The organism is Hymenobacter rubidus, assembly GCF_016734815.1.
GTDB lineage: Bacteria > Bacteroidota > Bacteroidia > Cytophagales > Hymenobacteraceae > Hymenobacter > Hymenobacter rubidus.
On sequence record NZ_JAERQF010000003.1, the window covers coordinates 220215 to 242585 of the forward strand.

A 22371-nucleotide genomic window follows, 5' to 3' on the forward strand; every position below is an offset into this window, starting at 1 on the left:
AACGTACCAGCGTCGTTTTGGTGACAGATTGTCACCGATTCGGCCCAGCGCGCAAGATTATCCGACGCGGTGGCGGGATTTGTTGCAAGTGGCCAAAATTTTCCTGACAAGGGGGCGGAAAGAGGGCAGTGCTTTACAGTTTCTTGCGCTACTTTCACCTGTAATTACTATTCAGCAACTGAAAATAGATGGCATCAAACGTACCAGTAGTAAAGCAAATAGCATGGATTTCAATCCTGCCTCAGATGGTAGTGCTGGGATTAATTGGAGCACTCTGTTATTTAGCCGGCTTCACAAATCCAGTATTTCCGGCAGTTGGCATTTACTGGCTGCTCGCTTATGTGCTCAGGGCAACTGTTGCCGGAGACCACCGCAAGGGAATGCGATTGGTTAAAAAACACGACTATGCTGGCGCAATTCCATTTTTTGAGGCGAGCTACCGGTTTTTTACTGACAAACCGTGGGTAGATAAATATCGATACGTCACGCTGCTGAGTTCTTCCGCTATGGATTACCGTGAAATGGCTTTGTGCAACATTGCTTTTTGCTACAGCCAAATTGGAGATGGACTAAAAGCCAAAGCGTATTATAAGCAAGTGCTGAAAGGGTATCCCAACAATGGCTTAGCGCAAACTGCCCTCAGAATGATGGAATCAGTAGAAAAATCAGTGGAATAAATATTGGTTTCATTGCCGAGTATCAGCGGCTCAGAAACGCCCGCGTCTGCTGCTCCCAATCGGCGGGGTAGCGGTGCCAGTAGGGCTCGTGGCCCACGCTGGGGAAGTCGTGGCGGGCTTTGGGGCCGGCGAGGTGGGCGAAGATGGCGTCGGTTTCGGCGCGGGTCACGCGTGGGTCGGCGGTGCCCCAGAGCAGGAGGGTGGGCGTGTGGATTTGGCTGGCGTAATGCTCGGCGTTGAGGCCGAAGGCCCAGAAACCGTTCTGCACGCCACCCCAAAACACCAGCAAATCGGCCATCGGGAAGCCGGGGACGTGCATGGATTCGAAGCGGTTGTAGGCCGTTTGGCGCATGTTGCCATAGGGGCATTCCAGGATGTTGGCGGTGGGACGGATGCCTAGCTCGGCCTCGGCGCGGAGGATGGCTACGGCGCCCATGCTCACGCCGTAGAGGATGACCCCACCCCCCGGCCCCCTCTCCCGCGGAGAGGGGGAGCCTGACGATTTACTGGTTGAGTCTTTAAGCCAACGGAATGCGGCGGCAACGTCGTCGGCCTCGCGGTAGCCCACGGTGGTGCGGAAACCAGCGGAGTTGCCATTGCCGGCTTGGTCTACAAGCAGCACGTTGTAGCCCAGGCGGCGGAAGTAGCCGGCCTCGTGGGTGAGGTGCGACTTGCTGCTGGTGTAGCCGTGAAACAGGGCCACGGTGCCGCGGGTCTGGCCGCTGTCGGTCCGGGCGTACCAGGCTTCGAGTGGGCCGTTGGGACTGGCGATGGTGACGGTTTTGACCGGGAAGCTGGGTTTGGGGCCGTTCTGCGGCTTGGGGTTGCGGATGCCGGTGAGCAGCAGCCAGAGCTTCTGGCCGGGGCTGAGCTGCTCGGGGTTGGGCGAGTGCAGGCCGGGCTCGTTGGCGAAGTGGGTGAAGCGCCAGGCGTGGAAGAAGGCCACGGCGTTCATCGCGGCGAAGCCGACCAGTACGACTATTAGAAGTCGGCGGAAGCGTTTCTTCATGTGTGGCCTAAAAACGGCGCAACGCCCCACTTATTTTCCGCAGCGAATTCACTTCCGCCGCCGTCAACTCGCGCCACTGGCCGGGCTGCAACCCGCCCAGGCCCAGCGGCCCAATGGCGGCGCGCACCAGCCGCAGACACGGCAGGCCCACGGCCGCGCACATCTTGCGCACCTGGCGGTTCATGCCCTGTGAAATCTGGATTTCCAGCCAGCTGGTGGGGATGCTGGCGCGGTAACGGATGGGTGGGTTGCGCGGCCAGAGGTGCGCTGGCTCGGGTAATTCGACAGCCTCGCCAGGAGCGGTGAAGCCTTCTTTTATCTGCACGCCGCGCCGAAGCTGCTGCAACGCATCTTCCGAAACGGTGCCTTCCACTTGCGCCCAGTAGGTTTTCGGGACTTTGAATTTGGGGTCGCTCAGGCGGTGCTGGAGTTGCTTGTCGTCGGTGAGCAGGAGCAGGCCTTCGCTGTCGAAATCGAGCCGGCCCACGGGGTACACGTTGGGCACGGGTACGAAATCCTTGAGTGTGGCGCGGCCGTGCTCGTCGGTGAACTGGGTGAGGACTTCGTAGGGCTTGTTCAGCAGGATGTAACGCATAGTAGCACTGTAGCGCGAACTTTGTAGTTCGCGTCCCCGCGCCATTAGAGTGGTCCTAACGGCGCGGGGACGCGAACTACAAAGTTCGCGCTACTTCTCCCACCAGCGCGACTTCGGCAGCTCGGTGCCCAAAGTTACCGGCTCGCCCAAATGCGGCGTCGTTATCACTTGGCCCAGCCGTGCGGCCTCAGCGGTGGCGCGGGTCACGGGCTCGTTCCAGGCGTGGAGCGACTCGGTGAAGGCACCCCAGTGCACGGGCAGCATCACGGCGGCGCGTACATCGCGGGCAGCCTGCACACTTTGCTCAGGCTTCATGTGGATGTCGGCCCAACTGTCGTTGTATTGGCCGCATTCCACCAGCGCCAAATCGAAGGGGCCGTACTGCCGGCCGATGGCGGCAAAATGCGGCCCGTAGCCACCATCGCCGGTGTAGAACACGCGTTTGCTGGCCCCCTGCACCACCCACGAGCACCAGAGCGTGGAGTTGCGGTTGCCCAGCCCACGGCCCGAAAAATGGCGGCTGGGCGTGCAGCGCACCCGCAGGTTGGGCAGCTGCACGCTGTCGCCCCAGTTCATTTCGGTGATGCTGGTGCGGGGCACACCCCAGGCCCGCAGGTGGGCGCCAATGCCCAGCGGCACGTAAAAATGCCCCACCTTGTCCTTTATCTTGTCGATGGTAGCGTAGTCGAGATGGTCGTAGTGGTCGTGCGAAATGAGGACGGCGGCGATGTAGGGCAGCTTTTCGGGGGTGATGGCCAGGCTGCGGTTGTAGCGCTTGGGCGTGGCCCAGCTCACCGGGCCCATGTCCACCCCAAGCATGGGGTCGAGCAGGATGTTCTGGCCGGCAATTTCGAGGAGGCTGGCCGAGTGGCCGAACCAGGTGACGCGCACCATTTCGGGCGTTTTTTGGGTGATGGCGAGCGAATCGAGTGGCTGGGTGGGCAGCGGGCCGGGCGGCGCGGCTTGGGGCGATTTGTGAAACAGAAATTTCCACATTACCGAGGGCATGCTGCCGCCCGTCATTTCCCGGGTCGGAATCAAGTTCACAAATTTGCCGTCTTTGTAATGACCAGACTTTACAAACACCTCCTTCTCCTGCCGCGTGGGCGTGCCGCCCAGCTGCGGGCTGAGGTTGGTAAATGCCACCACTGCCACAAGCAGGGTGCCGAGAATGCCGCCGGTCGTCACAAGAAATTTCTTTACTGATTCACGCATATTGATTGGTCAGGAGCGCGGAGCCGCTTTGCTACGAGCCAGGGCCACAATGTCGCGCACTTCGAGCACCGGTTTGGAGTAGCCGAAATCGGCGGCGTTAATCATGGCCTGGCCTACTTCCTGCAGGGTGCTCACAAAGTTCGGCGCCAGCCGCCGGGCCAGCGGGTAGAGCCAGGCAATGGCGCCATACCATTTCAGCATATTGTGCTGGCCTTCCGTTGCCTTCATAAAACCCGGCCGGAACATATAGGCGGCGTGAAACGGCAGGGCAAGCAGTTCGTTTTCGGTGCGGCCCTTCACGCGGGCCCAATGCTGGCTGCTTTTCTCGCTGCTGTCGGTGCCGGCGCCGGATACGTAGATAAATGTCATGTCCGGGTTGAGGCGCACCAGGGTTTCGGCCACGGCCAGCGTCAGGTCGTGGGTGATGCGCTCGTATTCTTCCTTCGAAATACCCACGGAGGAAATACCGGCGCAGAAAAAACAGGCATTATAGCCCGTGAGCTGGTTTTCCACGGCGCTCAGGTTGGCCAAATCGGGCACCAGCAGCTCGGTCATTTTGGGGTGGCTGCGGCCGGTGGGCTTGCGGGTGAGCACGAGAACGTGCTCCACGCTGGGGTTTTGCAGGCATTCGAGGAGGACGCCCTCGCCCACCATGCCGGTGGCCCCGGTTAGGATGGCTCGTATTTTCATGTCAGTGCGGTAAAGTAGGAGGGAGGACGGTTTTGCGTCGGTTCTACTTTACGGACGAGCCAATTATTCAGGCTAAACAGACGTAAAGGAACGGTCATGCCGAGCGCAGCCGAGGCATCTCGCGTGGGGTAGTAACTCAATCGATTAGATTACTTTGGCACGCGAGATGCCTCGGCTGCGCTCGGCATGACGTTCTGTTTCCTTTCCCCTACACGCTGCCCGAGTACTTCCGCACCGCCCATTCTACCGTCAAAAAGGCCAGAATCACGAAGAAAATCCACTTCAGATTTATCAAATCCTTGAGGTCTTCTTCGGCAGTAATCACCGGCTTGTAATTGGCCTTGATGATGTCCTGCGCCAGCTTGTCCAGTTGCGCGGGATAGTACAGCCGCGAGCCGCTGCGGCGCGACAACTGCGCTAGCAGGTTGTGGTCGGCCTTCGATTCCAACGCTTCCAGCGGCTGCGCCTGCACCAGCAGCTCGCCGGCATCCTGCTGGGCCTGGCCGCCCAGGGTGGCGCGGGCCTGGTACTTATACAGCCCGGCCGGCAGCGGGCCCAGGTGCAGCGGCGAGCCGTCCTCGGCGTTGGCGAAGCTGAAGCGGCGGGCGTGCTGCTTTTCGTCGGTCAAAACCAGGTCGATTTTCTGGTTGTAGAGGCGCTCGAAGACGGCGTTATAGGTTTCCGCGCCCAGTGTCACGTCGTCCTGGGTGCCGAAGGCGTCCTGCGTGGGGTACACGTCGAGGCGCTTTTTGTTGGCGTTTTGAGTGAGGAGCTGGAGCGTGCGGATGATGAGGCGGTCGTAGGCTTCGGGCCGGTCGTCGTGCTCCACGGCTTCGCTCAGGCGCCACTGCCAGCTGCCATCGGTGAGCAGCGTGGCCTGGCGGCGGTCCTGCGGCCCGCCGAAAACCAGCAGCGGCTTCTGGGTAGCCACGCGGCCCACCTGCTGCCAGAGCGCGGCTTCGGCCCCGGGGCCTAGGCGGTAGTCGCCGAAGGGCACCGGCGCGGGCGGGTATTGCGCAAAGCGCCGGGCCGATTCCTCATCGGTGGCAAAGCGGGCGAAGCCGGGGTTCGGCACGGGCGTTACCTCATCGGTCTGCGACCCGCGCGGCTGAATAGTGAGGCCCGCGCCCAACTGGTTGTAAGCAGCCAAATCGGACTGTGCGCCCAGAATGTAGAACGCGGGCGTTTTGCGGGCTTTCACCTGGGCCAGAATCTCCTGGCCCAGCCCGCCCTGCGCCGGCAGCTGGTGCAGGATGGCTACGTCAAAATCGGCATCGGCTTTCAGTGGCTGCACACCAGAAATAGCCAGCGTGATGTCGAAGTTGTCGTTGGCGAGAATGGCGGCGCGCAGGGCTTTCAAATCGGGGTGCGGGGCGGCACCGGCCAGCAGTACGCGCAGCTTGCCCTTCACAATTTCAATGAAGGCGGTGCGGGCATTATTTAACTCCGTAAACTCGCCCGACTGAGGCACGATGCGAACTTCGTAGCGCCGCTTGCCGGGTGCGGGGGCGGTCATCTGGAAGGTGGTGCGCACACGCCGGCGGCCGGCGGGCAGGGCCACGCGGCGGCTATCGAGCACCTTGCTGCCTTCGCGCAGCTCCACCGTGGCCGCGCCGCCCGCGTAGCCTTCAAAACCCAGCTCGGCTTCGATGGGAAATTTATTGCCGCTGAACGCCACGCGGTTGTAGGTGAGGCCGGTCAGGCGCAGGTCTTTTTTGGGAATGGTGTCGCCCACCGCCACGCTGTAAATCGGGAAGTTGAACTCGGAATAAGCCGGGCTGCGGCCCTGGTTCACGAGGCCGTCGCTTAGGAGCACCACGCCGGCCAGGTTGCGGCCATCGTAGGCTTCGCGTGTGCCAGTGAGGAGCTGGTCGAGGTCGGTGGTAGCGGCGCCGAAGCGCAACGAATCGAGCGAAGCCGGGCGGCCCGTGCCCGTTGTCAGCGTGCGGGTTTCGACGGTGAAACCTTTGCCGCGCAGCGTTTCGGCCAGTTTGGTGAGGCCAGTGGTGGCCTGGCTCAGCACGTTTTTAGGCGTGAACAGCTCCACCGACTGCGAGTTGTCGACGGCCAGCACCAGCGTGGGCTGCTCGGTGCGCGTGGTGGTGGTTTTGATGACTGGGGCCAGCAGCAGGTAGCACAGAAAGCTGACTACCGCAAAGCGCAACGCCGCCAGCGCGTAGTTCAACTGCTTGCTCCAGAGCGTTTTGGCCGAGTATTGCAGGGCGGCGTAGCCCGCGCCCACCAGCAGGCAAACGAGGATAAGCCAGGAAGAATATTGGGTGGTCAGCAAACGAAAGGGATAATAAAAAGCGCAGCTGAAAAGCAGTAGGCTTATATTTCTAGCAAAGCTTGAGCCGGCGAAATTACTGGCAGCAAACTGGTTTGGAAATCCTTATAATCTCGGGTAACAATAGCCGAAGCTGACACTGATACCGCTGCAAAATGTTGAATGCCGTCCTCGAAATCACTAAAAGTACTTGCTAAGGCCTGCCGGATGAAAATATCATCGACCGTTACAATTCGAACGAGGCGTTCTAATCTGACAAGTAATTCCCGAGCTTTTTCAGCAGTGCCAACCCGCCTCAGGATGTAGTAAATGTTGGCAAACGATAAACTGGCTACATAAAGACGAGTTTGCTTATCTAAACCAGCCTGCATCAACTCAGCCGCATCGAGCCAGAAGGGCTGGCGTTGAGCCAAATAGTCGATAACAACGTTGGTGTCCAAAAAATAATGCTTCATATACGTTCCCGCTCACTTAGTGCATCGCCCAGATAATCTTTGTAGTCAAAGTCCGGCGGTAGCGTGATGCAGCCAAGTAGCGCCGTTACTTCGGGTGAAAGAGGTCGCCGCTCGCGTTCAGAAGCAACAATAGGACGTACAGCATTTGCAAAAAGCGCGGATAAATCGGTGCCAGTACGCTGAGCATACGCTTCGACTTGTGCCAATAAATCGTCGTCGAGGGTAAGTGTGAGGGTGGACATGGCTAGAAAGGTAGGTCGTAAGATACACAAGGTAGTTTCCCTAAAGGTCGGCCCGCGCCGCTAAAGTTGCCGCCTGCCGCTGCATCAACGGCTGAGCACGGTAACCAGTTCGGGGCTGTTGAAGATGCTGACCGGCGAAATGACCGTTTCATTCAGCAGTAGCCGGTTGCCGTAGCGTTCCTTCAGCTTGGCCTGCACGGCGGGGTGGCTCAGGTCGAAATCGCGCAGGTGCTGGAGCTGCCCCAGCCGCCGGCCCAGCCCGCGCTCATACACTTTCCAGATGAGCTCGGAGCAGTAAATCCGGTCGTCGGACCAGCCAAAGGTGCCGTCGTAGTCGCGGCCGACCATGCCTTTGCCCACGGCTTTCATCCGCTGCAGGGCGGTGGGCGTGAGGGCGGTCTCGGCGTCGCGCAGCCGTTTCACCACGTAATGGTCGCCGCGGCCCCGGCCGGTCCACGCCATCAGCGGCGTCACCTTCACCGGCTGCATGGCTTCCAGCACCAGCCACTGCCCATCCTGCTGGTATAGCAGGCCGCAGTGGCTGTAAGGCGAGTGCGTAGCCAGTTGAATGGCCTGGCTTTGCTCCGACCGGCTGGTATGAAAAACCAGGTCACCGTCGCGGAAAAGCTTACGGTCGGCGGCCTGCCCGAAGCGGTGGCTGTAGGCGCGGCGCACGGGCCGGAGGGCAAATACGGAAATGAGCAGCGCCAGCGCCAGGAGCAGGAGGGAGGTTTTTTTCATGTCTCAAGGTCGAGAACGAAACGGCTTTTCAACACAAAGCAGGAGCGCAATATGCTGCACCCCTGCTTCGCATTCTAATCAATAAGAAAAACCCTACGTCAGCATCCCGCCATCAACCTGCAGCACCTGGCCGGTAATGTAGGCCGAATCATCCGACGCCAGAAACGCCGTGGCCTTGGCCACGTCCTCGGGCCGGCCGCCGCGCTTGAGCGGGATGGCCTTGCGCCACTCATCCACCTGCTTGGGGTCGAGGGCATCGGTCATTTCGGTTTCGATGAAGCCGGGCGCCACCGCATTGCAGCGGATGTTGCGCGAGCCCAGCTCCAGGGCCACCGATTTGGTGAAGCCGATGATGCCGGCCTTGCTGGCGGCGTAGTTGGCCTGCCCGGCGTTGCCCTTGATGCCCACCACGCTGGTCATGTTGATGATGGAGCCGCTTTTGGCGCGCATCATGGGCTTGGTGGCGGCTTTGGTGAGGTTGAAAACGGATTTGAGGTTGACTTGCAGCACGGTGTCCCACTGCTGCTCGCTCATGCGCATGAGCAGGCCATCCTGCGTAATGCCGGCGTTGTTGACGAGGATGTCGAGCTTGCCGAAATCGGCCACTACGTCTTCAATCAGCTTTTCGGCTTGGGTATAGTCGGAGGCGTCGGAGCGGTAGCCTTTTACCTTGGTGCCGGCGGCCGAAAGCTCGGCTTCGAGGGCCTGGCCTTTTTCAACCGACGACAGATACGTGAAGGCGACATCGGCGCCGAGCTGGGCAAAATGCGCCGCGATGGCGCGGCCAATTCCTTTGGAAGCGCCCGTCACGAGGGCTACTTTTCCGGTGAGTGTGTTGGTCATGGGGCGAAGGTAAGTAGCGCGAACTTTGTAGTTCGCGTCCCCGAACAACTTGCAGATGGCTTTAGCGGCGCTGGGACGCGAACTACAAAGTTCGCGCTACGTTCGCGTCACGCCGGGTTAACTTCGCCCAAGATTATGCCCCACCACGACATCTGCATTCTGGGCGCGGGCCCCGGCGGGGCCACCGCCGCACTGCACCTCGCCAACGCCGGCCAGCCCTGCCTGCTGCTGGACCGCGCCGCCTTCCCGCGCGACAAAACCTGCGGCGACGCCCTCAGCGGCAAGGTCATCAACGAGTTGAAGCGCATCGAGCCCGGCCTGCACGCCAAGCTGGCCGCCTCGCCCATCCAGATTCCCAGCTGGGGCATCGACTTTATTGCGCCCAACGGCCGCAAGCTCAGCATTCCCTTCAAGCCCCAGTTCGACAAAGCTCACGACGCCACCGCCGGCCACGTGGCTAAGCGAATCGACTTCGACAATTTCCTGGTTGAAGAAGTGCGCCAGCGCCCCGAAATCGACTTCCGCGAAAACGTGGACGTGGCCCGCACCGAGCGTACGTCCACCGGCTGGCAGCTTTTCGACAAAGCCGGACAGGAAATTGCCACCTGCCGCCTGCTCCTCGTTGCCAACGGTGCCCAATCCGAGTTTGCCCGCAAAGTGGCCGGCCACGCCCTCGAGCCCGACCACCACTGCGCCGGCCTGCGCACGTACTACGACGGCGTGAGCGGCCTCAGCCCCGATAACTTCATCGAGCTGCACTTCATCAAGGACTTCCTGCCCGGCTACCTGTGGGTGTTCCCGCTGCCCAACGGCCAGGCCAACGTGGGTGTGGGCATGCTTTCCAAAACCGTGGCCGCCAAAAAAATAAATCTTCGTCAGCGCCTCGATGAGATTCTGGCCACGCACCCCACGCTGGCCCCGCGCTTTGCCGGAGCCACGCGGCTGGGTTCCGTCAAAGGCTTTGGCCTGCCGCTGGGCTCGAAGCGGCGGGCGCTGTCGGGGGCAAATTATTTCCTGCTCGGCGACGCCGGCTCGCTCATTGACCCGTTTTCGGGCGAGGGCATTTCGCACGCCATGGTGAGCGGCCGTCATGCCGCCATCTGGGCCGTGGAGGCCGTGAAAAAGTCCGACTTTAGCTCCGAATTCCTCAAAAGCTACGACAAAGCCGTGTACAACCGCCTCGGCCAGGAGCTGCGCCTGAGCCGCGTGATGCAGCGGCTGCTCAACTTCCCCAGCCTGTTCAACATCATCGCCAACCGCGCCGTGAACAACCCCACGCTGGCCGCCACGCTCTCCATGATGTTCATGGATTTAGACTTGCGTGAGCAGCTAAGGAAACCGAGTTTCTATTTCAAGCTGTTTTTCGGCGGGAAGTAGGGAAGGGCAGAGAAAAACCGAACGTCATGCTTCGACTGCGCTCAGCATGACGGACTTCTTTGCTGGATTACGCTAGTGTGGATTACGCTAGTGCTGACCGGGCTTGGGGTGCACGCCGCCAACGGCGCGGGTAACGGGGGCTTTTATCGGTGCATGTCCTTCGTCGTTGCCAATGTAGCGGTGCAGGCTTTTGGCCGCTTCGGGGTTGAGTTGGGTGGCGCGCTCCAGGTCGCGACGCGCTTCGGAAAGCTTGTCGAACGACGAATAGCTGATGCCGCGATACTCCCAGGCATCGGCATACGCCGAATCGAGCTGGATGGCCTTGGTGAAGTCGCCCACGGCGGCCTTGTATTGGTACATCTGCATCCGGGCCACGCCCCGGCCGAAGAGGGACTCCTTGTCATCAGGACGATATTTGATGGCGCTGGAAAAATCGGTTTGCGCGGCTTTGTATTGCTTCAGCATCAGGCGGTTCACGCCGCGGTTGTAGTAGGCATCGGGGTTGTTGCGCAGGTAGCGAATGGCGGCCGTGTAGTCAGGCAAGGCCTCTTTGTATTGTTTTAAGTAGCTCTTGGCCTTGGCCCGTTGGAGCAACGCCCGCGGGTTTTTGGGGTTGACGATGAGCGAAGCCTCCGCATCCGAGAGCATGATGCGGTAGTCGGCGGCGGTCATTTTCTTTTCCTTTTCCCGTTCGGCCGAGGCCACGGAAGCGGAGGGAGCGTTGGGGTCGGGCTTGTCGGCAGCCAGGGCGGCGGCCGTGGCCGCATCCGATACAGCATCAGTGCCTACGGCCGTGCCGGGGGTAGCGGCCACGCCATTGGCAGCGCCAGTAGTGCGGGCATCGGGGGCCGTGGTGGCGGCGCCGGTCGAGTCGGGCCGGGCGGCCGTGGGCGGTGCCATGAGCTGGCTGGTATTCGTCGGTTTCTCCTTTTCGGTGACGGTAGTAGCGCAGTTGGTGAGAAAAGCAAGCAGCCCAAGAGCGGCCACAGGAGCGCGAAAAACTGATTTCATAAGCGAAAAATGGCTAAGGCCACGGCAAGCTGCGCCGTAACCGGGGGGTTATACGGTGACTTTGTGAAATTGGCTGCTGGTTTCTCGCGCTCCACTTTTTTCGCTGCCAAGTTCAAACGGTTGCGCACGCAAGTGCGGTGCGGTAAGGGGGGGCGGTTATCTTTGCTGCCCCAAGTGGGAGGGTCCCCCAGCCGGGCCCGGTGTACTTTTTTTCTTTCAGAGCATTTTATGGCATTGCAATTTGATTTGGTCGTGGTCGGCAGCGGCCCCGGCGGGTACGTAGCCGCCATTCGGGCGTCGCAGTTGGGCTTGAAAGTGGGGGTGATTGAGCGCGAGTCGTTGGGCGGCATCTGCCTCAACTGGGGCTGCATTCCCACCAAAGCCCTGCTGAAATCGGCGCAGGTGTTTGAGTACCTCAACCACGCCGCCGATTACGGCCTGAGCGCCCAGGGCGTAGGCTATGACTTTAGCGCCGTTATCAAGCGCAGCCGGGGCGTGGCCGACGGCATGAGCAAGGGCATCAACTTCCTATTCAAAAAGAACAAGATTGAAACCGTGATGGGCACCGGCAAAGTGCTGGCCCCCGGCAAAGTGGAGGTGACCAAAGCCGACGGCAGCAAGGAAATTGTCGAAGCCAAGAGCATCATTCTGGCTACCGGTGCCCGCTCGCGCGAGCTACCCACCATGCCCGTCGACAACGTGAAAATCATCGGCTACCGCAAGGCCATGGCCATGGAGCAACTACCCAAGCGCCTCGTGGTGGTGGGCTCGGGCGCCATTGGCGTCGAGTTTGCCTACTTCTACCGCACCATGGGCTCCGAGGTGACGGTGGTGGAATTCCTGCCCCGCATCGTGCCGGTGGAGGACGAGGAAGTGTCGCGCCAGATGGAGAAGTCGTTCCGCAAAATCGGCGTGAACGTGCTCACCAGTGCCGAAGTGACCAAAGTGGACACCGGTGGCGCCGGCTGCAAGGTGACCATCAAAACGGCCAAGGGCGAACAGGTGATTGAGTGCGACGTGGTGCTGAGCGCCGTGGGCGTGACCACCAACCTCGAAAACATCGGCATCGAAGAGCTGGGCATTAAAGTAGAGCGCGGCCGCGTGCTGGTTGATGACTTCTACCAGACCAACGTGCCCGGCATCTACGCCATCGGCGACATCGTGCCCGGTCCTGCGCTGGCCCACGTCGCCTCGGCCGAAGGCATTATTTGCGTCGAGAAAATTGCCGGCCACCACCCCGAGCCGCTCAACTACCAGAACATCCCCGGCTGTACCTACGCCTCGCCCGAAATCGCCAGCGTGGGCTACACCGAAGCCGAAGCCAAAGCCAAAGGCTACGACGTGCTGGTGGGCAAATTTCCCTTCTCGGCCTCGGGCAAAGCCAGCGCCGTGGGTGCCAAAGACGGCTTTGTGAAAGTGATTTTCGACAAAAAATACGGCGAGTGGCTTGGTGCCCACATGATTGGGTACAACGTGACCGAGATGATTGCCGAAGTAGTGGTGGCCCGCAAGCTGGAAACCACGGGCATGGAAATCATCAAATCGGTGCACCCGCACCCCACCATGTCGGAAGCCATTATGGAAGCCGCCGCCGCTGCCTACGGCGAGGTGATTCACTTGTAAGGAATAATTGTTGAGGCAAACCCCGGCAGTAACCCTGCCGGGGTTTTTCTTTGCACCGTATTTTGCCCCGCCTATGAAATCCCTCCGCGCTTTTTTTCTGCTGCTAAGCTTGGGTCTTATGACCGGTTTTACGGCTTGCAATTCCCCGCTCCCCAACGCCCCCAGCCTCGATGCCCTGACCCAGCAGTACGGCGGCACTGCCAAGCTGGAGAAAGGCAGCAACACCGGCGATGCCAGCAGCCCGCAAGGCAAGTACCTGGAAATAATTCTCAGCAGCCCCAAGCTGGAGCAGCGCTACCCGCAACTGAAAGTGCCCGCTTCCAACTGTGCCTATGTGCTGTATAAAAAGCTGGACGACAGCCAGCGCAAGGAATACGATGCCATCAAAGTCACGCTGGTGGACTCCACGGCCAAGCAGGATTTTACCTACCCCATGGCCGACCTGGCCCTGGCGCAGCAGGCCGAAGGCAACCTCACTGCCTTTATGGGCAACGTGAAAAGCAAAGACTACCGGGCGGCCGGGGCCAGCATGAACCCCGTGGCGCTGGGCACTATGAGCCCCGATAGCGTACCGGGCCAGATAGCCAAAGTAGGCTCGGTTGTGAACCCCATCGAAACGTACCGAGTGGAGGGATTCGAAGTGATGAAACTGCCGGGCGGCAACGACTCACAGCACATGATATGGTTCATCGTGTCGGTGCCGCATACGGCCAAGGCCGACCGGCTCGACATTGTGGTCGACCCCATTATGAGCAGCAAGGAGAAATTTCTTTACGGTTTTTCGCTGGCCGAAGGCGGGGGATTTCGCGCGCAAGCCAAGTAGTTTCGGCGCTGACTGAATTGCCCTCTTGCAAAGTTTTGCCCATTGGGCGGAAACTTTGCAAGAGGGTATTTTTATTTCGCTAGTTTGCGCGCCTCACTCACTTCGTTCTGCATGAGTTCCATCGATACTATTCTGCTCTACCAAGCCCCAGATGGCCAGGCGCAACTGGAGGTTCAGCTTGACCACGAAACCGTGTGGCTCACGCAGGCGCAGATGGCCGAGCTTTTTGTCACGACGAAGCAGAACGTAAGCTTGCACGTTCGCAATCTTTTCCGTGAAGGCGAATTGAACGAAGATTCAGTTGTCAAGAATTCCTTGACAACTGCCGCCGATGGCAAAAACTACCACGTTAAGCATTACAATCTCGACGTCATTATTTCGGTGGGCTACCGGGTGAAGTCCTTGCGTGGCACGCACTTCCGCCAATGGGCCACCAACGTTTTGCGCCAATACCTGGTGCAGGGCTACGCCGTGAATGAAAAGCGCCTGCGCGAAAGCGCCCGCCAGCTGGCCGACCTCAAGCGTCTGGTGCAACTGCAAAGCGAAGTAGCAGCCAACCAGGAACTGACTTCCGACGAATCGAATGCGTTGCTGCGGGTGCTGGGCGACTACGCCCGGGCCCTCGACGTGCTCGACCAATACGACCACCAGCGCTTGGAAGTGCGTGGCACGGCTACCGATGAGCCGTTTGAACTGACCTATGAAGCTGGCCTGGAAGCCGTGAACAGCCTGCGCCAGCAATTCGGCGGAAGCCCACTGTTTGGGCGGGAAAAAGACGCCTCCTTTCAGAGTTCGGTGCGCACAATTTATCAGAGTTTCGGTGGCGAAGACTTATACCCAAGCGTAGAAGAGAAGGCGGCCAATCTGCTGTATTTTGTAGTGAAAAACCACTCATTTTCGGATGGAAATAAGCGCATTGCAGCTTTTCTCTTCGTGTGGTTTCTGGACCGTAACCACTGCCTTTATCATTCCGATGGTTCGCGGCGCTTAGCGGATAATGCGCTGGTAGCCCTCACGCTGCTCATTGCTGAGAGCAAGCCCGAGGATAAAGCCACGATGGTAACGCTGGTGGTAAATTTGATAAATCAGGACAACTAATCATCCCAATAAAAAAGGCTCCTGCACCATGCAGGGGCCTTTTTTATTGGGGCAGCGCCAGCACCGCTTCCTTGAAATTGAATTGCGGGAAATAAGCCTGAATGGCCGGGTCAATCTGGTATTTCTCGTCGAGAAACTCCGGCTGGTTTTCGTTGGCCAGGTTCCAGGTGCCTACGTAATGCACCTTGCCACTCTCCACCGTGAACTGGTAGCGGGTCTGGCGCAGTGGGGCGTTTGGCGACGGGGCAACGGGCTTGCGCAGGTTCTCAAAATATAAGCGGTAAGGACCCCAAATTTTATCGGGGTACACGTAGAGGTGCAGCGCGTAGCGGCCCGCGGGCAAGGCATAAAAAAAGCCGTTTTCACGCCGCGATTTCATGGCGGGCTTCACGCTGAAGCTGACCGATTTGTGGGTGGTCAGGTTCACGAGCCGCACATACTCGGCCACGCCCAGGCTGCTGGTGCCGCCGAGCCGCTGCAGGCAGGTGCCGTATATCATGCCTTTGCCCTTGGGCGCCGGCCACCGCTTGCTTTCCCAACTCGATAGGGGAAAGGCTACTTGGTGGTCGTAACGGCCCGTATCGAGCGAGTCGCCTAAGGTTTTGACTGCCTGCTTCTCGTTGATGTTGAACGAGATGGGCACGGTGAACGATACCGTGACGGGCCGGCCGTTCTGGGTGCCGGGCTCCCACTGAATGGCGTCGAGGCGGTGGGCATTGCGCAGCACTTCGGCGTCCACGTCGTCCCGCAGGCCCTTCACCAGCTTGATGTCCTGGGTGCGGCCTTGGGCATTGACGGCAAACGAGAAAAACACCCGGCCCGAAACGCCATCGCGCAAGGCCTTGGCCGGAAAATGCACGTCGGCGTTTACAAAACGACGGAACCGCTGATTGGACGGCACGGTGCTGTCGCCGGGGGCCAGCACCGGAAAAACCGGCATTTTTTCGATGTACGTGTACTGCTGCGGCCGGGCAGAATCGGCGGGGCTGGGAGTTTGAGCGAAAGCGCCAGCGCTGGACAATACCAGCAGAATTTCAGGCAATGCGCGACGAATAAGGCACATACGGCGGCTTACGGGTGCTGAACGGGTTAAAGAAAAGGCGTTAATCCTGCACCTCCTCCAGCGGTACTTCGGACACCGGCGTTGCTTTGGGTTTCTGGCTCACCAGCCACACGCCCAGGAAAATGAGGGCCGCCTGCCCGGCCTTGCCCCAGGTGAGGTGGTCTTTGCCCAGGCTCACGGCAATGAGCACGGCCAGCACCGGCTGCAAATAAATGTACACGCCCAGCAGGGCCGGCGAGGCGTATTTAAGGGCCCAGTTATTCAGCAGGTAGGAGAGGATGGTGAGGAAGAAAATCATGAAACCGACCTCGGCCCAGATGTAGGGCGGAAAGCTGGCATAGTTGGCCGTCAGGGCCTCGCGCCAGCCGAAGGGAATGGCAATGAACCCGCCCACCAGAAACACCCGCCCCAGCACCGTGAACGGATGATACTTGCGCATAAGCGGCGTGACAATGACCAGGTAAATACCAAACACCGTGGCGTTAAGCAAAATGAATACATTGCCCAGTGTGCCCTGCGGATACACCGCCGCCGTTTGGGCGTTGCGGCCCAGGATGAGGGAGGCCGCGCCCACCGCGCCCACCGCAATGCCCAGCGCGCGGGGCAGCGTAATACGCTCGCTGAGCAACACGGCCGACGCAATGACAACCACAATGGGTGCCACCGTTTGCAGCAGCGAGGCGCTGATGGGGGCGGTCAGGTTCAGGCCCGAAAAAAACAGCAGTTGGTTGAGCCCGATGCCCAGCACGCCGCAGGCAATGGAGCGCAGATTGTCGGCCCGACCGATGATTTTGTCCTCGCGCGCCACGAAAAATTTGATTATCGCAAAGAACAGAATGGCTCCGACAATGCGCAGCGTGACGATGCCGAAAGGGTGGAGGTAGTGCGGCATCACGTCTTTCGACAGGCTGTAATTGGCCGCGTAGATGATGGTGACGACGAGCAAGGCCGCATGCACGCGGAGCTGATTGGACATAGTAGCGCGAACTTTGTGGTTCGCGTCCCTGCGCCGTCTCAACTGTAGCAGACGGCGCGGGGACGCGAACTACAAAGTTCGCGCTACTTCGCTCCTTATGGCTTCTTTATTTCCCGACGACGAACCCGCCGCTTTCGCCCCGGCGCCCGCGCCCGGCGCCGACGCGCCCCTGGCCGAGCGCCAGCGCCCCCGCCGCCTGGCCGACTACGCCGGCCAGCAGCACCTGGTGGGCGAAACCGGCGTACTGCGCCGCTACCTTACTTCCGGCCGCCTGCCCAGCCTCATTTTGTGGGGCCCACCCGGCGTGGGCAAAACCACCCTGGCCCACTTGCTGGCCTCCGAGCTCAAGCAGCCTTTTGTGGCCCTCAGCGCCATCAACGCGGGGGTGAAGGATGTGCGCGAGGTGATTGAGCGGGCCCGGCGGCAGCGCGGCACGGTGCTGTTTATCGATGAAATTCACCGCTTTAGCAAAGCGCAGCAGGACGCGCTATTGGGCGCGGTAGAGCACGGCACCATCACGCTGGTGGGGGCCACCACCGAAAACCCGTCCTTTGAAGTGATTCCGGCCTTGCTCTCGCGCTGCCAGGTGTACGTGCTGGAGCCGCTGAGCGCAGAAACCCTGCGCAGCCTCGTGACCAAGGCCTTGGCCGAAGACGAGGCGCTGAAGCAGAAAAAAGTCAACCTCAAGGAAGACCACGCCCTGCTGGCCCTGAGCGGCGGCGACGCCCGCAAGCTGCTCAACCTGCTGGAAATTGTGGTGCAAAGCACGCCGCCCGACAAAAAAGGCACTGTCCAAATCACCGATGCCGTGGTGCAGGAAGTGGCCCAGCGCCCGCTGGCCAAGTACGACAAAGGCGGCGAAATGCACTACGACGTGATTTCGGCCTTCATCAAAAGCATGCGGGGCTCCGACCCCAACGCCGCGCTCTACTACCTGGCCGTGATGCTCGAAGGCGGCGAGGACGTGAAGTTCATTGCCCGCCGCATGCTCATTCTCGCCGCCGAAGACATCGGCAACGCCAACCCCAATGCCCTGATGCTGGCCACCAGTTGCTTCCAGGCCTGCACCGTCATCGGCCTGCCCGAGTCGGATTTAATTCTGGCTCAAACTGTTATTTACCTGGCCACTTCGCCCAAAAGCAATGCTGCCTACCTGGCCATTCGGGCGGCGCAGGCCGAGGTGAAGGCCAACGGCGTGTACCCCGTGCCGGTGCCCCTGCGCAACGCCCCCACGCGCCTGATGAAGCAGCTTGGCTACGGCAAAGAATACGCTTACTCGCACAACGGCGAGGGCAATTTTGAGGAGCAGGAATTTCTGCCCGATGCCTTGAGCGGCACCCGTTTCTACGCACCCGGCCAGAACGCCAGCGAGGCCAAAATTCAGGAACGCCTGCGTGGTTGGTGGGGCGAGAAGTACGGGTATTGAGCGCCGCGTGCCAGCATTCTTCTGCGGAATAGCCGTCAATAATTGCAGCGCTGGTGTTCCCGGTTACCTTTGTTTGCTACCGGGCTCAGGTACTTTACTAGCGGTTATGCGGACCTTTTTTTGGTTGATGGTCTTTTGGTTGGGGGCTGCCCTTGTGACTCCCGCTCAGCACCTGGGCATTTCGCTGGGGGCCCAAGGCGGGCTGACTACCTACGGACTAGCCGGAAAAATTACCCGCAATACGTACGGCAAACTCGGTTTTTGTGGTGGGCCGGTGGTGCGCTGGCAGCCGCTGCCGTGGCTGGCCGTGCAGCCTGAGCTGCTGCTGACGCAACAAGGTGCCGGATACGAGGCGGGCGCCAGCGGCAAAGGGCCTTCACCGAATGCCCAGCAAGGCACCATTGCCCTGACTTACCTGAACGTGCCAGTGCTGGCCAAGTTCTACCTTGCCAAACCGTTTCACCTGCTGGCCGGGCCGCAGCTGGGCTTCCTGCTGAAAGGCCACGAGGTGGGACCACCGGGCTATTACCTGGATGCCAACAACCAGCTGCGCGGCGTGTTTAACGGCGACGACGACGTGACGGCGCATTACGGCCACGATTTTTCCGTGGTTGTGGGGGGCGGGGCCGACCTGCCCAACGGCCTCACGTTCAGCCTTCGGCTTGCTTACGGGCTGCGCGACGTGAACCGCGACGACTGGGAGCGGGAACTGGGCAGCACGGGCATCTACAACCGCGGCATTTCCCTGGTAGCCGGTTATTTTTTGAAACACCCCAAAGCTTGATATTGCGACTTTCCCTTTTTAATCTATGCGTCAATTCTTAAAATTTGTGCTGGCTACCGTGGTCGGCCTGTTTGTGTTCGGCCTGCTGGGCTTTCTGGTGATGGTGGGCCTTGTGGCCGGCGCGAAAAGCGCCGGCGACCACAAGGAAACCGCCGCCAACTCGGTGCTGGAGCTCAAGCTCAACGAGCCGCTCACCGAGCGCGGGCGCGACAGCAAATTCGGCAGCTTCGGCGGGGGCGGCAATTCGCTGGGGTTGGTCAACCTAAAGGCGGCCATTCGGCGCGCCAAAACCGATGGCGACATCAAAGGCATTTTGCTCAATCTGGGCATTGTGCAGGGCGGCATGGCCACCATGGAAGAAGTGCGCGATGCCCTGCTCGACTTCAAGAAGAGCGGCAAGTTTGTGGTGGCCTACCACGAAATCGCCTCCGAAAAAAGCTTCTACCTCTCGTCGGTGGCCAATGAAATCTACCTCAACCCCCAGGGCACGCTCGAATTCAACGGCTTGAGCGCGGAGGTGATGTTCTACAAGCGCCTCTTCGCCAAGGCCGGCATCGAGCCCTACATTTTCCGGGTAGGCTCGTTCAAGAGCGCCGTGGAGCCATTTTTCCGGGAGAACTTCTCCGATTCGGCCCGTTTCCAAACGGTATCGTTTCTCAATTCCATCAACGGCTACATGATAGGCCGGGTCGCGGAATCGCGCCACATTTCGCCGGCCCGCCTCAAAGTCATTTCGGACTCCATGCTGGTGCACAACGCCCCCGATGCCCTGCGCCTGAACCTGGTGACCAAGCTTGGCTACTTTGACGAGGTGCAGGACTACCTGCGCGAAAAGCTGGGCCTGGCCAAAGACAAAAAGCCCAGCGTGGTGAGCCTGGGCGACTACCTCGACAGCGACGATGCCGACGAGAAGGAGGGCAACACCAGCGGCAACCGCATTGCCGTGATATACGCGGAGGGCGACATCGTGACCGGCAAGGGCTCCGACGACAACATCGGCAGCACCAAGTTTGCCGAAGCCATCCGCAAGGCCCGGCTCGATGACAAGGTGAAGGCCGTGGTGCTGCGCGTGAACTCGCCCGGCGGCTCGTCGCTGGCCTCCGACATCATCTACCGCGAGGTGCTGCTGACCCGGAAAGTGAAGCCGATAATCGCCAGCATGAGCGACGTGGCAGCCTCGGGCGGCTACTACATCAGCATGGCCTGCGACACCATTGTGGCCCATCCGAATACCATCACGGGGTCCATTGGCGTATTTGGCGTGCTGCCGAACGTGCAGCCGCTGCTGGCCGACAAGCTCGGCATCACCGTCGACCGCGTGACTACCGGCAAGTTTTCCGACCTGCCCACCATCACCCGCCCGCTGTCGGATTTTGAAAAGCGCACCTTGCAGGAGGAAGTGAACCGCATCTACGCCGACTTCACGAGCAAGGCCGCCGTGGGCCGCCACATGCCGGTAGAGCGCCTGCGCCGCCTGGCCTCAGGCCGCGTCTGGAGCGGCATCGAAGCCAAAAACAACGGCCTTGTCGACGTGTTAGGGGACTACGAGGACGCCCTGAAAATCGCGGCCGCCCGCGCCCACCTCAAGGCCGACGACTACCGCGTGCAGCGCCTGCCGCGCCAGAAGTCACCCTTCGAAAACATCCTGAATTTTTTCGGTGACGACGACGATGACACGGCCAAAGCCAAGGCCATCAAAGCCGAGCTCGGCCCGCTCTACCCCGCCTACGCCCAGTACCAGCAGCTGATGCAGATGCGCGGCGTGCAGGCCAAACTGCCCTACACCTTGGATATTCAGTAGGCAAGGCATTGCACACCGAAGGCCCACGTCAATACTGATGTGAGCCTTTGGTGTGATTTAGCTGGTTTGGTGCTGCCTTACGTCACAGCCGTTATTTAACCCTTTTTCCGTAGAAGGTCCACACTGAGCCGAAGAAGTGGGCGCTGTTGTCGTTGACATAATATAGGCTGTCCGAATAGGCGTCCAGTTGCAGTCCTTGGTAGCTGGTCGACCCTCCATAGGTTGCGAACCCGGCATTGTTCGCAAACTTTTTGGATTTGCCCGAGTAACCCAGCGTCGACATATTGCTCCTGAAATCCAGGGAAACTGCGCCGGTCTGGACGGTGTTTGTATCAACCCGGCTTACCTGAATGATTGTATCCCGAAGGCGGGTAGTAACATCAGCCGTGCCCGTTTGCCAGTTCGTGCGATATGCCCGGCAGGTATAGGAACCGACGACTTTGTTGACGGCCGTTTCGGCGGGGGAAAGCTTTGGGCCGGGGCTTTCGTTGTGTTTAGAACAGGCGCCGAGAAAAGACATTCCGCCCAATAGCAGCAGTCGGTAGCTCATGGCATGGTGGTAAAGTAGTGGAAGGATAAACCAAATATAGACGTAACAATAGCAACTTTGTTTTTCATTGAAGCTGTTTCGGAAGGGGCCCGCTTGCCGGTCCGACGCCGTAGGCGTCCGACCGGTCGTCGGTCAACGGTCGTTGGCGCCTCGTTCGGGCGGCAACCGGTCGGACGCCTACGCCGTCGGACCGAGCGGAACCGACCTCCTAAACAACTTCACTAGCATTTTCCTCATGCAGCACCTCCGCGAAGCCGCCGCCTACATCCAAACCAACTCCCAGGGGTTTCAACCCGAAACGGGCATCATTCTCGGCACCGGGCTGGGGGCACTGGCCCGGGAAGTAGACGTCGAGCACGAAATCAACTACGCCGACATCCCGCACTTTCCGCTCAGCACCGTGGAAAGCCACGCCGGGCGCCTGCTGCTGGGCCGCATGGGTGGCAAAAGAGTGGCCGTGCTGCAGGGGCGCTTCCACTACTACGAGGGCTACACCATGCAGCAGGTGGCCATGCCGGTTCGCGTGCTCAAACTACTGGGAATCAGTCGGCTGTTGGTGAGCAACGCGGCCGGCGGCCTGAACCCCGACTTCAACATTGCCGACCTGATGCTGATTGACGACCACATCAACCTGCAGCCCGGCAACCCGCTCATTGGCCCGAACCTGGACCAGCTGGGCCCGCGCTTCCCCGACATGTTTGCGCCCTACGATGCCGACCTGCTCGGCCGGGCCGAGACGGCGGCCCAGGCGCTGGGCCAGGCCAGCACCACCCGGCGCGGCGTGTACGCCAGCGTGCCCGGCCCCATGCTCGAAACCCCCGCCGAATACCGCTACCTGCGCACCATCGGGGCCGATGCCGTGGGCATGAGCACGGTGCCCGAAGTCATTGCCGCGCGGCACCTGAATCTGCCGGTGCTGGCCGTGTCGGTTATCACCGATTTGTGCGCGCCGGGCCACCTCAAGCCGGTGGTGCTGGCCGATATTTTCGCCGCCGCCGGTGCCGCCGAGCCCCGGCTCACTGCCCTGATAAAAGCGGTAGTAGCAGGGCTGAATTAGTTGCTCGTTGTCCGTTGTTAGTTGTCAG

Annotated in this window: 22 protein-coding genes; 9 read left to right on the top strand and 13 right to left on the bottom strand. The window is 60.3% G+C overall.

Features of this window, described 5'->3' with window-relative positions; genetic code table 11:
- The first annotated feature begins 188 nt into the window (after positions 1-188).
- Positions 189-677, top strand: coding sequence for a tetratricopeptide repeat protein (locus tag JKL48_RS03665; protein ID WP_201978594.1), 489 nt, complete (start codon positions 189-191; stop codon positions 675-677).
- Between the two features lie 22 nt (positions 678-699).
- Here JKL48_RS03665 and JKL48_RS03670 read toward each other — a convergent pair whose 3' ends face one another.
- From JKL48_RS03670 to fabG, 9 genes are all read right to left on the bottom strand, one after another.
- On the bottom strand, positions 700-1686 hold the full coding sequence (locus tag JKL48_RS03670; protein ID WP_201978596.1) for an alpha/beta hydrolase: 987 nt from the start codon (positions 1684-1686) through the stop codon (positions 700-702).
- A 7-nt stretch (positions 1687-1693) separates the two neighbouring features.
- On the bottom strand, positions 1694-2281 hold the full coding sequence (locus tag JKL48_RS03675) for a pseudouridine synthase (protein WP_201978598.1): 588 nt from the start codon (positions 2279-2281) through the stop codon (positions 1694-1696).
- A 90-nt stretch (positions 2282-2371) separates the two neighbouring features.
- Positions 2372-3496 carry an MBL fold metallo-hydrolase gene (locus tag JKL48_RS03680; RefSeq protein ID WP_201978601.1) on the bottom strand — a complete coding sequence of 375 codons (1125 nt, stop codon included), beginning with the start codon at positions 3494-3496 and terminating at the stop codon, positions 2372-2374.
- A gap of 9 nt (positions 3497-3505) precedes the next feature.
- Positions 3506-4186, bottom strand: coding sequence for an NAD-dependent epimerase/dehydratase family protein (locus JKL48_RS03685; protein ID WP_201978604.1), 681 nt, complete (start codon positions 4184-4186; stop codon positions 3506-3508).
- A gap of 208 nt (positions 4187-4394) precedes the next feature.
- Entirely contained in the window at positions 4395-6476 is a 2082-nt protein-coding gene (locus JKL48_RS03690) for a VWA domain-containing protein (protein ID WP_236668595.1), read from the bottom strand.
- A gap of 41 nt (positions 6477-6517) precedes the next feature.
- On the bottom strand, positions 6518-6913 hold the full coding sequence (locus JKL48_RS03695; RefSeq protein WP_201978607.1) for a PIN domain-containing protein: 396 nt from the start codon (positions 6911-6913) through the stop codon (positions 6518-6520).
- A gap of 11 nt (positions 6914-6924) precedes the next feature.
- The gene (locus JKL48_RS03700) at positions 6925-7170 is read right to left on the bottom strand and encodes a DUF6364 family protein (protein ID WP_201978609.1); all 246 of its coding nucleotides are present in this window, start codon (positions 7168-7170) and stop codon (positions 6925-6927) included.
- An 84-nt stretch (positions 7171-7254) separates the two neighbouring features.
- On the bottom strand, positions 7255-7911 hold the full coding sequence (locus JKL48_RS03705; RefSeq protein WP_201978611.1) for a YiiX family permuted papain-like enzyme: 657 nt from the start codon (positions 7909-7911) through the stop codon (positions 7255-7257).
- Between the two features lie 93 nt (positions 7912-8004).
- Positions 8005-8754, bottom strand: coding sequence for a 3-oxoacyl-[acyl-carrier-protein] reductase (gene fabG / locus JKL48_RS03710; RefSeq protein ID WP_201978614.1), 750 nt, complete (start codon positions 8752-8754; stop codon positions 8005-8007).
- A gap of 135 nt (positions 8755-8889) precedes the next feature.
- Between fabG and JKL48_RS03715 the strand changes: the two genes are divergently transcribed.
- Positions 8890-10131 carry a geranylgeranyl reductase family protein gene (locus JKL48_RS03715; RefSeq protein ID WP_201978617.1) on the top strand — a complete coding sequence of 414 codons (1242 nt, stop codon included), beginning with the start codon at positions 8890-8892 and terminating at the stop codon, positions 10129-10131.
- An 87-nt stretch (positions 10132-10218) separates the two neighbouring features.
- Here JKL48_RS03715 and JKL48_RS03720 read toward each other — a convergent pair whose 3' ends face one another.
- Positions 10219-11142: a tetratricopeptide repeat protein gene (locus JKL48_RS03720; protein WP_201978621.1), complete on the bottom strand. Its 924-nt coding sequence runs from the start codon at positions 11140-11142 to the stop codon at positions 10219-10221.
- Positions 11143-11370: 228 nt separating this feature from the next.
- On the opposite strand from JKL48_RS03720, the gene lpdA reads away from it, so the two are divergent.
- The 3 genes from lpdA (at position 11371) to rhuM (ending at position 14686) form a co-directional block, all read left to right on the top strand.
- Positions 11371-12765: a dihydrolipoyl dehydrogenase gene (gene lpdA / locus JKL48_RS03725; RefSeq protein ID WP_201978625.1), complete on the top strand. Its 1395-nt coding sequence runs from the start codon at positions 11371-11373 to the stop codon at positions 12763-12765.
- Between the two features lie 73 nt (positions 12766-12838).
- Complete coding sequence (locus JKL48_RS03730) at positions 12839-13588, top strand: hypothetical protein (RefSeq protein WP_201978628.1); 750 nt, start codon at positions 12839-12841, stop codon at positions 13586-13588.
- A gap of 111 nt (positions 13589-13699) precedes the next feature.
- Entirely contained in the window at positions 13700-14686 is a 987-nt protein-coding gene (rhuM, locus tag JKL48_RS03735; RefSeq protein WP_201978630.1) for a virulence protein RhuM/Fic/DOC family protein, read from the top strand.
- A 43-nt stretch (positions 14687-14729) separates the two neighbouring features.
- Here rhuM and JKL48_RS03740 read toward each other — a convergent pair whose 3' ends face one another.
- Positions 14730-15728, bottom strand: coding sequence for an energy transducer TonB (locus JKL48_RS03740; protein WP_201978634.1), 999 nt, complete (start codon positions 15726-15728; stop codon positions 14730-14732).
- Between the two features lie 61 nt (positions 15729-15789).
- Positions 15790-16725 (bottom strand): DMT family transporter, encoded by a 936-nt coding sequence (locus JKL48_RS03745; RefSeq protein ID WP_201978637.1) that lies wholly within the window; start codon positions 16723-16725, stop codon positions 15790-15792.
- A gap of 97 nt (positions 16726-16822) precedes the next feature.
- Between JKL48_RS03745 and JKL48_RS03750 the strand changes: the two genes are divergently transcribed.
- The 3 genes from JKL48_RS03750 (at position 16823) to sppA (ending at position 20736) form a co-directional block, all read left to right on the top strand.
- The gene (locus tag JKL48_RS03750; protein WP_201978639.1) at positions 16823-18151 is read left to right on the top strand and encodes a replication-associated recombination protein A; all 1329 of its coding nucleotides are present in this window, start codon (positions 16823-16825) and stop codon (positions 18149-18151) included.
- A 106-nt stretch (positions 18152-18257) separates the two neighbouring features.
- Positions 18258-18935 (top strand): porin family protein, encoded by a 678-nt coding sequence (locus JKL48_RS03755; protein WP_201978641.1) that lies wholly within the window; start codon positions 18258-18260, stop codon positions 18933-18935.
- A gap of 25 nt (positions 18936-18960) precedes the next feature.
- On the top strand, positions 18961-20736 hold the full coding sequence (gene sppA / locus JKL48_RS03760) for a signal peptide peptidase SppA (RefSeq protein WP_201978643.1): 1776 nt from the start codon (positions 18961-18963) through the stop codon (positions 20734-20736).
- A gap of 91 nt (positions 20737-20827) precedes the next feature.
- Here sppA and JKL48_RS03765 read toward each other — a convergent pair whose 3' ends face one another.
- Positions 20828-21286 (bottom strand): hypothetical protein, encoded by a 459-nt coding sequence (locus JKL48_RS03765; RefSeq protein ID WP_201978646.1) that lies wholly within the window; start codon positions 21284-21286, stop codon positions 20828-20830.
- 235 nt (positions 21287-21521) lie between these two features.
- On the opposite strand from JKL48_RS03765, the gene JKL48_RS03770 reads away from it, so the two are divergent.
- Positions 21522-22343 (top strand): purine-nucleoside phosphorylase, encoded by an 822-nt coding sequence (locus tag JKL48_RS03770; RefSeq protein WP_201978649.1) that lies wholly within the window; start codon positions 21522-21524, stop codon positions 22341-22343.
- The last annotated feature ends 28 nt before the right edge of the window (positions 22344-22371 follow it).

Bases quoted from the DNA above. Each gene is read 5' to 3' on its own strand.
- JKL48_RS03670 (WP_201978596.1), bottom strand. From the start codon at position 1,686: ATGAAGAAACGCTTCCGCCGACTTCTAATAGTCGTACTGGTCGGCTTC.
- JKL48_RS03685 (WP_201978604.1), bottom strand. From the start codon at position 4,186: ATGAAAATACGAGCCATCCTAACCGGGGCCACCGGCATGGTGGGCGAG.
- JKL48_RS03750 (WP_201978639.1), top strand. From the start codon at position 16,823: ATGGCTTCTTTATTTCCCGACGACGAACCCGCCGCTTTCGCCCCGGCG.
- JKL48_RS03700 (WP_201978609.1), bottom strand. From the start codon at position 7,170: ATGTCCACCCTCACACTTACCCTCGACGACGATTTATTGGCACAAGTC.
- JKL48_RS03665 (WP_201978594.1), top strand. From the start codon at position 189: ATGGCATCAAACGTACCAGTAGTAAAGCAAATAGCATGGATTTCAATC.
- JKL48_RS03765 (WP_201978646.1), bottom strand. From the start codon at position 21,286: ATGAGCTACCGACTGCTGCTATTGGGCGGAATGTCTTTTCTCGGCGCC.
- sppA (WP_201978643.1), top strand. From the start codon at position 18,961: ATGCGTCAATTCTTAAAATTTGTGCTGGCTACCGTGGTCGGCCTGTTT.
- rhuM (WP_201978630.1), top strand. From the start codon at position 13,700: ATGAGTTCCATCGATACTATTCTGCTCTACCAAGCCCCAGATGGCCAG.
- JKL48_RS03720 (WP_201978621.1), bottom strand. From the start codon at position 11,142: ATGAAATCAGTTTTTCGCGCTCCTGTGGCCGCTCTTGGGCTGCTTGCT.
- JKL48_RS03755 (WP_201978641.1), top strand. From the start codon at position 18,258: ATGCGGACCTTTTTTTGGTTGATGGTCTTTTGGTTGGGGGCTGCCCTT.
- fabG (WP_201978614.1), bottom strand. From the start codon at position 8,754: ATGACCAACACACTCACCGGAAAAGTAGCCCTCGTGACGGGCGCTTCC.
- JKL48_RS03705 (WP_201978611.1), bottom strand. From the start codon at position 7,911: ATGAAAAAAACCTCCCTCCTGCTCCTGGCGCTGGCGCTGCTCATTTCC.
- lpdA (WP_201978625.1), top strand. From the start codon at position 11,371: ATGGCATTGCAATTTGATTTGGTCGTGGTCGGCAGCGGCCCCGGCGGG.
- JKL48_RS03770 (WP_201978649.1), top strand. From the start codon at position 21,522: ATGCAGCACCTCCGCGAAGCCGCCGCCTACATCCAAACCAACTCCCAG.
- JKL48_RS03730 (WP_201978628.1), top strand. From the start codon at position 12,839: ATGAAATCCCTCCGCGCTTTTTTTCTGCTGCTAAGCTTGGGTCTTATG.
- JKL48_RS03745 (WP_201978637.1), bottom strand. From the start codon at position 16,725: ATGTCCAATCAGCTCCGCGTGCATGCGGCCTTGCTCGTCGTCACCATC.
- JKL48_RS03675 (WP_201978598.1), bottom strand. From the start codon at position 2,281: ATGCGTTACATCCTGCTGAACAAGCCCTACGAAGTCCTCACCCAGTTC.
- JKL48_RS03715 (WP_201978617.1), top strand. From the start codon at position 8,890: ATGCCCCACCACGACATCTGCATTCTGGGCGCGGGCCCCGGCGGGGCC.
- JKL48_RS03680 (WP_201978601.1), bottom strand. From the start codon at position 3,496: ATGCGTGAATCAGTAAAGAAATTTCTTGTGACGACCGGCGGCATTCTC.